Annotated in this window: 6 protein-coding genes; 2 read left to right on the top strand and 4 right to left on the bottom strand. The window is 60.0% G+C overall.

The genetic code is table 11. The annotated features are described in order from the left end of the window. Positions 1 to 11 precede the first annotated feature (11 nt). The gene (locus AXW67_RS32770; protein WP_063675747.1) at positions 12 to 1,142 is read right to left on the bottom strand and encodes an IS630 family transposase; all 1,131 of its coding nucleotides are present in this window, start codon (positions 1,140 to 1,142) and stop codon (positions 12 to 14) included. 38 nt (positions 1,143 to 1,180) lie between these two features. Between AXW67_RS32770 and AXW67_RS32775 the strand changes: the two genes are divergently transcribed. Then, positions 1,181 to 1,462, top strand: a complete 282-nt coding sequence (locus AXW67_RS32775; protein ID WP_063675745.1) for a LexA family protein — start codon at positions 1,181 to 1,183, stop codon at positions 1,460 to 1,462. 133 nt (positions 1,463 to 1,595) lie between these two features. Here the strand turns inward: AXW67_RS32775 and AXW67_RS42365 are convergent, their stop codons facing one another. Further along, the gene (locus AXW67_RS42365) at positions 1,596 to 1,850 is read right to left on the bottom strand and encodes a hypothetical protein (RefSeq protein ID WP_145928029.1); all 255 of its coding nucleotides are present in this window, start codon (positions 1,848 to 1,850) and stop codon (positions 1,596 to 1,598) included. A gap of 34 nt (positions 1,851 to 1,884) precedes the next feature. Then, a complete protein-coding gene (locus AXW67_RS32780) occupies positions 1,885 to 2,292 on the bottom strand; it encodes a hypothetical protein (RefSeq protein ID WP_145928030.1) in 408 nt (135 codons plus the stop codon). A gap of 914 nt (positions 2,293 to 3,206) precedes the next feature. Here AXW67_RS32780 and AXW67_RS42370 point away from each other — a divergent pair. Next, positions 3,207 to 3,965: a hypothetical protein gene (locus AXW67_RS42370; RefSeq protein WP_145928031.1), complete on the top strand. Its 759-nt coding sequence runs from the start codon at positions 3,207 to 3,209 to the stop codon at positions 3,963 to 3,965. Positions 3,966 to 4,519: 554 nt separating this feature from the next. Here the strand turns inward: AXW67_RS42370 and tnpC are convergent. Continuing rightward, positions 4,520 to 6,172, bottom strand: a complete 1,653-nt coding sequence (tnpC, locus tag AXW67_RS32785) for an IS66 family transposase (protein ID WP_063676418.1) — start codon at positions 6,170 to 6,172, stop codon at positions 4,520 to 4,522. Between the last annotated feature and the right edge of the window lie 126 nt (positions 6,173 to 6,298).

A 6,298-nucleotide genomic window follows, 5' to 3' on the forward strand; every position in this document is an offset into this window, starting at 1 on the left:
CTAGTGGTTCATCACAGTGGTTTTGACTCTTTGGCGGCAACTGGATAGGCGCGACCGAGTTTGGCGCGGGCTTTGTCGGTTGTGAACATCCATTTGATGCGGTCTCGCGCCTTGTTTCGCTGCCGTTGCCATGCTGCGATTTCTTTTCGAAGCCTTTTGGGATCGTCGATGCGACGGCCGAGACACTGGCGCTGCAGCACGCTGATCTCGCACTCGACCATATTGAGCCAGCTGGCGTGTTTCGGGGTGTAGTGGAACTCGAGGCGGCGCAGGATGCGACGGGCCTCGGCAGGCGCAAATGCCTGATATAGCGCGCCGGCCGTATGAATCGACAGATTGTCCTGCACCACACGGATGCAGGCGGCATTGGGATAGTGGACGTCGACGAGTTCGCGCATGCAGTGCGCGTAGTCGACCGCGGCGCGGTGGTCTGTAACCTTGACATTGCGCCAGCCGCGATGCGGATCGAAGGTGACGAAGAGATTGACGGTACCGTTGCGGCGATATTCGTAATCGTAGCGCTCGCGCTGTCCCGGTTGGGCAGGGATCGGCTGGCGTACCTCGCCGATCAGCTGGACTGGGGTCTCGTCGAAGCAAACCAGGGGCCGCTCGGGATCCGGCGCCTCGGCGTAGAGATCGAGCACATCCTCCATCCGGGCGACGTATTCGCCGTCGACATGAGGAATGCACCACATATCCCGGCGCCACGGCTTGAGGTCGTTGTCGGCCAGCCGGCGGCGCACGGTCTCGCCCGACAGGCTGGCGTGATCGGTGAGCTTGACCATCGCGTCGGCCAGCAATGTCAGCGTCCAGCGTTTGCGGCCGGCGGGCGGCTTGGCGCATGCCGTCGCCACCAGCAGGGCCTCTTCCTTGCCTGTCAGCTTGCGTTCCGCGCCCGGACGCGGCTCCTCACTCAAGGCCCGCTCCAGATTGCCTTCTACGAAACGGCGTTTGGTCCGGCCGACGGTGGAAAGGCTGACCCGGACGGTTCGGGCAATCTCCGCGTCGCAGCTGCCTGAATCGGCCGCCAGCACAATCTGAGCCCGTTTGAGTTTGCGGGCGGAATGCGTGCCGCCGCCGAGCATTGCCGTCAGTTCGTCCCGCTCGGCTTGGCTCAATTCGACCCGATAACGTACATTCATGCTTCGCCTCCTTGTCGGAGGCCGGGACGAATCCAGCTATGAGTCAAAAATCAGGCGCGCACTTCACCGAGAAGCAGGGACACTATCTCGCTTTCATCCATACCTACTCGTACATGTTCGGACAGCCGCCCGCCGAGGCCGACATCCAGCGGCATTTCCGCGTCAGCCCGCCGTCAGTCCACCAGATGATCCTCACCCTCGAACGCAACGGGTTCATTCGTCGCCAGCCCGGCGTCGCTCGAAGCATCGAGATCCTCTTGCCACCCGAAAAGTTGCCTATCCTCGGATGGCTCGGTATCAAAACGTCAAAATCACTGTGATGAACCACTAGCCGTTCCTTCTCATCCTGCGACCACCGACGCCGCCGCTCGACCGATGTGATCACCTCAGCCCGCGAAATCGTCATAGCGCTTCTCCTAGGATTACCCCTAGGACCTGCAGCGTTCGCGTCCGTCAAACAAGGCGGCCCTCAACGGAGGAATACGACGGCGGGGCCTGCGAGCGAGTGCCTCCGGCGAGCGACACATTATTTTGCGCGAGGGTTCGAAGCCGCAGCGCCACAGCAGATGCCCGGCCGGGAAAAAGCGCGACCGGCGCTCTTTGCTTTTGGTGATAGTCAACCCGCACTTCTTCCAGCACTCGCGAAGAAGCGCCCGCGACTTTCCAATCAGCGCAACGCAGCCGCACGATACAAATATGCGTCGCCATCCCGGTACTCCTTGCACAGAGCGCCTCTGCTCGGTTAGTGGAAATTGCTAGTGATCTGCCTTTCCACATCGTCGAGCCTATCAAGGCGCGGGTCACGCGCCAAATCATGACACATTAGTTCGTGGCTCTTACGGGCATTCGCGGCCTCCGCGCTGAGAATTTCTTTTGCGTCCGCGTCAGCCGATGTCATCTCTTCATTCGTGATTCCGAACTTTTGCGCCTGTTGCATGGCGTAGAGCTGTGCAGAAGTGCTCATGACTTCGAAGTAGCGTTCGCTCCGGAGGCGGCAGATACCCGCCAAAAATGCGAGGTTAAGTGCTCGCTGTACCGGCATCATGGCTGCACGGTAGTCAAGGGCCTCCTGCCTGCAACAGCTTGAGTTCGATTGCGCACTCGCCGCTGTTGACGCTGTTAGCAGGGCTATGGCCAGCAGTACCTTCATTGCGTCGTTTCCTGCTCCGCTTCTCTTCACGAAGACCAACCGCGCCGAATCTTCCATATCGCGATCTTTAGCCACGTCCTATAGGCGCGGCTCACCAGTTATATGCCACACCACCTCAGTTACTTTGATGGGGTATCGCCCCTCGCCATGTGCGCTGCAGTCGTTCCGCTAACTCGCGCGCGCGGCGTCAGCACCGTGACCTGATGTGGAGATGCTGGCATTCCAGCGAGCGAGAGGCTTGGGGTCGGCGCCTGCTCTTCGGCGTTGGCCGGCCCCAGTGCCGCTAGCTGGTGTGGCGTGATTGGCAAGCCCACGACTTCATAAATCGGGAGCTCGGCGGCTGTGGCACCAAATCCGCCATATACGAGAGCTGCGGCTGCAGCGATCAACAATCGACTCGACATTGCAATCTTCATTTCTCAAACCCGCAAATCCCCGATTGCTTCACTCCAAGTGCTGTAACCGTGATCCCCCACCTCCCAAATCGGGGTGTTGGGGTAAAACTCCTCGAAGCAAGTTCCACTTCAGGAGAGCTCTGGCGATCTTCCAGCAATATCGAACGGCGCGGCGTAGCCGCATGTTCTGCGCGAACTGACTCCAGAAATGTGTCGTGAAGATCAAATCTTCTGACGCGACGTATAGAAGCCGAACGACCACGCAATCACCCGCCATGTGGGCCTCAATGAGACTAGACCTGCACTTGCGTTGGTATTGTGCGTTTTTTGGATGTGTCCCGCAGGATTGCTGCTTCCGGATATCACTCGGGAAGGCGGCGAGATGTCACGCGGCTAGGCTCGCTACAAAGCTGCGTACCCCCGCTGCATTCATAGCCCCTGTGACTACGAATTGCAGGACGTCATAAAATCAAAAAAGGGAGAGTGTAATGTTAGGTATTTCACTCTAAAGGGGGTCCAATGCGTTTAGATATTATAGCCGCGACGCTCGCAGCTCTCATTCCAACGACCGCGCTGGCTCAAACAAGCAGCGTCTGCGACGTGCTAGTAAAGAATCCCGTTTTTACGACCGCAACCATCTCGAAAAGCGCAGAATCCAAGAATCGCTTCAGACTGCTCCAATGTTCGGCGGACTGGAAATCTGCTTCGGATGCTCAGAAGGCGGGTATCGGACTAGACATTCCGATCTACGATTTGACCATCCCGCTTGACGCAAATTGGAGCGACACAAAGGTGGAGCAATGGAAATCGAGTCACTGCTCGTCGGAAGAACGCAAAGCGGACTATGGATCAACTCTTTATGCCAGCAGCTATGCGATTGATCCGACGTCAGCGCAATCCGCGCTGGCTTGCCTAACGACCCTCCTTGACCGGAAGGCTGTTCGTTGCTCAGTCACTGAGACAAGTTCTGCAGTCATTTTTGAAGCGGAATGGAGAAAGACGACCGGAGAGGTTGGGCCCGGCCCGAAAGTCAAAAGCTTTGTGGCAAGCAAAGCTACATGCCTGAACGAGGACGTCTTATCTGCCGGAAAATTTCTTCCCGATGGCGGTGCGAGCGTACTCTGCACCGCGAAGGACGAACCACCCGTCTTTTCGCTAAATACCGATCGGGGCCAGTGCTTCGCTGCGGGAAGTGGAAAGGAAGATGTTCTTGGCCTATCCGGAACTGTAACACTGGACAGAGCGACCACGTTTAGAGCTAAGCGCATCAAAATCTAGCCCGATGCTCGCATCGTAACAAATGGGTATCCACTTAGAATTCAAACGGAACGCCTAGAGATCGCCGGTTCTCCCCAAATAACGTCGTTTGTGGCAGCTGCGGTTCCTCCAATGAAGCCCGGACGGACGGCTGCACCCATTTACATTGGCGCGCAGCAGGTCGACGGATCTGGCCTCTCCGTTCTAAATGCTGGAGAGAATGGAGGAGCCGGAATCCAAGGCCCCGCAGGTCCTCCGGGGCCGCAAGGCGGGCCTGGTGTCGGTCGTACCGCAAATTGGCGAAAGAACTGTCCGATCCCCGGTATTTGCGACCTAATTCCGTCAGGTTGTGAAGGCGGCCAGGACGGCGGACAAGGCGGCGCCGGAGGTCGCGGCTATCCCGGATACGATGGCCAACCAGGCGGCGCTGCTGGCGAAGTAACGTTGGCGCTTCCACCCTCGGATGTGAATTCCATACTGGTGCTCACCGACACCAACGTACGCATACGACGAAGACCGCCTGATTGACGCATGCGCGCGGGCCCGGCGAGCCCTATGATGGCGTTGCGTGAAGGTCAGGCGGCCTGCTGATCGGCGGGCTTGTCGGCTTGGCGCAGGAGCTTCCATTCCCAGGGCAGCAGTTCGTGCAGACGCGATGCGGGAAGATCGGCGATACGGGCGAGGACGTCGGCGAGCCAGGCCTTGGGATCGACTTCGTTGAGGCGACAGGTCGTGATCATCGTCAGCATGATGGCGGCACGGTCAGCGCCACGCTGGCTGCCGGCGAAGGTCCAGTTGCGCCTTCCCAAGGCGATGCCTCTCAATGCGCGCTCGGCACAATTGTTGGTCAAGCAGATCCTGCCATCGTCGAGGAAGCGGGCGAAGTCGTCCCAGCGCCGGAGCATGTAGTTGATCGGCTTCAGGACCTCGGAGGAGCGCGAGAGGGTTTCGCGCTCACGCAGCAACCAGGCGTGCATGTCCTCGAGAAGCGGATTGCTCTTTTCCTGGCGCATGGCGCGCCGCTCGTCGGCGCCGCTGCCGTTGATGGCGCGCTCGATCTCGAACAACGCATCGAGTCGTCTGACAGCCTCCAGCGCGATCGGAGAGACCGGTTTGCCCTTCTTACCTTCTCGAGCATTTTTCTCGATGTCAGCCAGCTCGAAGAAGCCCCGCCGCGCATGGGCAAAGCAAAACGCCGGCGTAATCGGCAGCGCCTTCTTCCGCGGGTCGAACAGCGGCTCGAAGCCGCTGTAGCAATCGGCTTGCAGGATACCGGCGAAGGCGGCCAGATGCTTCTGGGGATGCTCGCCTCGTCGGTCGCTCGAGGCGTAATAGACCGCCGCCGGCGGCGCAGGCCCGGCGAAGGGCCGGTCATCTCGCACATAAGTCCAGATCCGCCCGGTCGTGCACTTGCCCTTCGCCAGGATACGGATGGTGGTGTCATCGCCATGAAGGCGCTCGGCAGCGAGCACATGGCGTTCGATCAAGTGGAAGAGCGGCATGACGGCGAAGGTCCCGTGGCCGACCTGGTCGGCCAGCGTCGACAACGGCAGGTCGATCCCCTCGCACTTGAAGCGCGCACTCTGGCGGTTGAGCGGGATATGCATGCCGAACTTGTCGAACAGGATCGTCGCCAGCAATTGTGGGCCGATGAAGCCGCGCGGCGTGGCATGGAACGGCGCGGGCGGCTGGCTGATCTTCTCGCAATCGCGGCAGGTGAACTTCTCGCGTACCGTCTCGATCAGCTTGAAGCGGCGCGGGATCTCCTCCAACGTCTTGGTCACATCCTCACCGATCTTCGCCAGCCGCGATCCACCGCAGCAGGCACAGGTCGTTGGAGCCTCAATGACCACGCGCTCGCGTTCGATGTCGTCCGGCCATGGTTTGCGCACCGGCCGCTTGCGCATGAAGGGGCGGACGTTCTGCGTCTTCGCCGCTGCGGCCTGCGCGGCAAGCTCATCCTCGCTCGCCGTGGTGACGAGTTCTTCGAGCTCCAACTCCAGCTGCTCGAGCAGCCGTGCCGTGCGCTCGGAGCGCTGCCCGTACAGTTCGCGTTTGAGCTTCTCGATCCGCAGCTCCAGATGCGCGATCAGCGCCTCGTTGTCCGACAGCTCCGCCCGCGCACTGGCAGCAACCGCCTCGGCTTGCAGCCGCGCCTCACGCTCGGCCTGCAGCGCCGCCAGGGCACTGACAAGGTCCGATGGAAGATCGTCCGGCTTCGATATCATGAAGCCATTGAATCAGATCAAGCAGCAGATTCAAACTGTAAAACGCTATCCGACCCGCGTCGGACGCTGGGTTTCTTGAGGGTTGCGCCAATCGATCCCGGACAACAGATAGCTCAACTGCGCCGG

Origin of the sequence: Bradyrhizobium neotropicale, from assembly GCF_001641695.1 — a bacterium.
Classification (GTDB): Bacteria; Pseudomonadota; Alphaproteobacteria; order Rhizobiales; family Xanthobacteraceae; genus Bradyrhizobium; species Bradyrhizobium neotropicale.

Excerpts from the sequence above, each read along its gene's own strand:
- AXW67_RS32770 (WP_063675747.1), bottom strand. The coding sequence starts at position 1,142 with ATGAATGTACGTTATCGGGTCGAATTGAGCCAAGCCGAGCGGGACGAA.
- AXW67_RS32775 (WP_063675745.1), top strand. The coding sequence starts at position 1,181 with ATGAGTCAAAAATCAGGCGCGCACTTCACCGAGAAGCAGGGACACTAT.
- AXW67_RS42365 (WP_145928029.1), bottom strand. The coding sequence starts at position 1,850 with ATGGCGACGCATATTTGTATCGTGCGGCTGCGTTGCGCTGATTGGAAA.
- AXW67_RS32780 (WP_145928030.1), bottom strand. The coding sequence starts at position 2,292 with ATGAAGGTACTGCTGGCCATAGCCCTGCTAACAGCGTCAACAGCGGCG.
- AXW67_RS42370 (WP_145928031.1), top strand. The coding sequence starts at position 3,207 with ATGCGTTTAGATATTATAGCCGCGACGCTCGCAGCTCTCATTCCAACG.
- tnpC (WP_063676418.1), bottom strand. The coding sequence starts at position 6,172 with ATGATATCGAAGCCGGACGATCTTCCATCGGACCTTGTCAGTGCCCTG.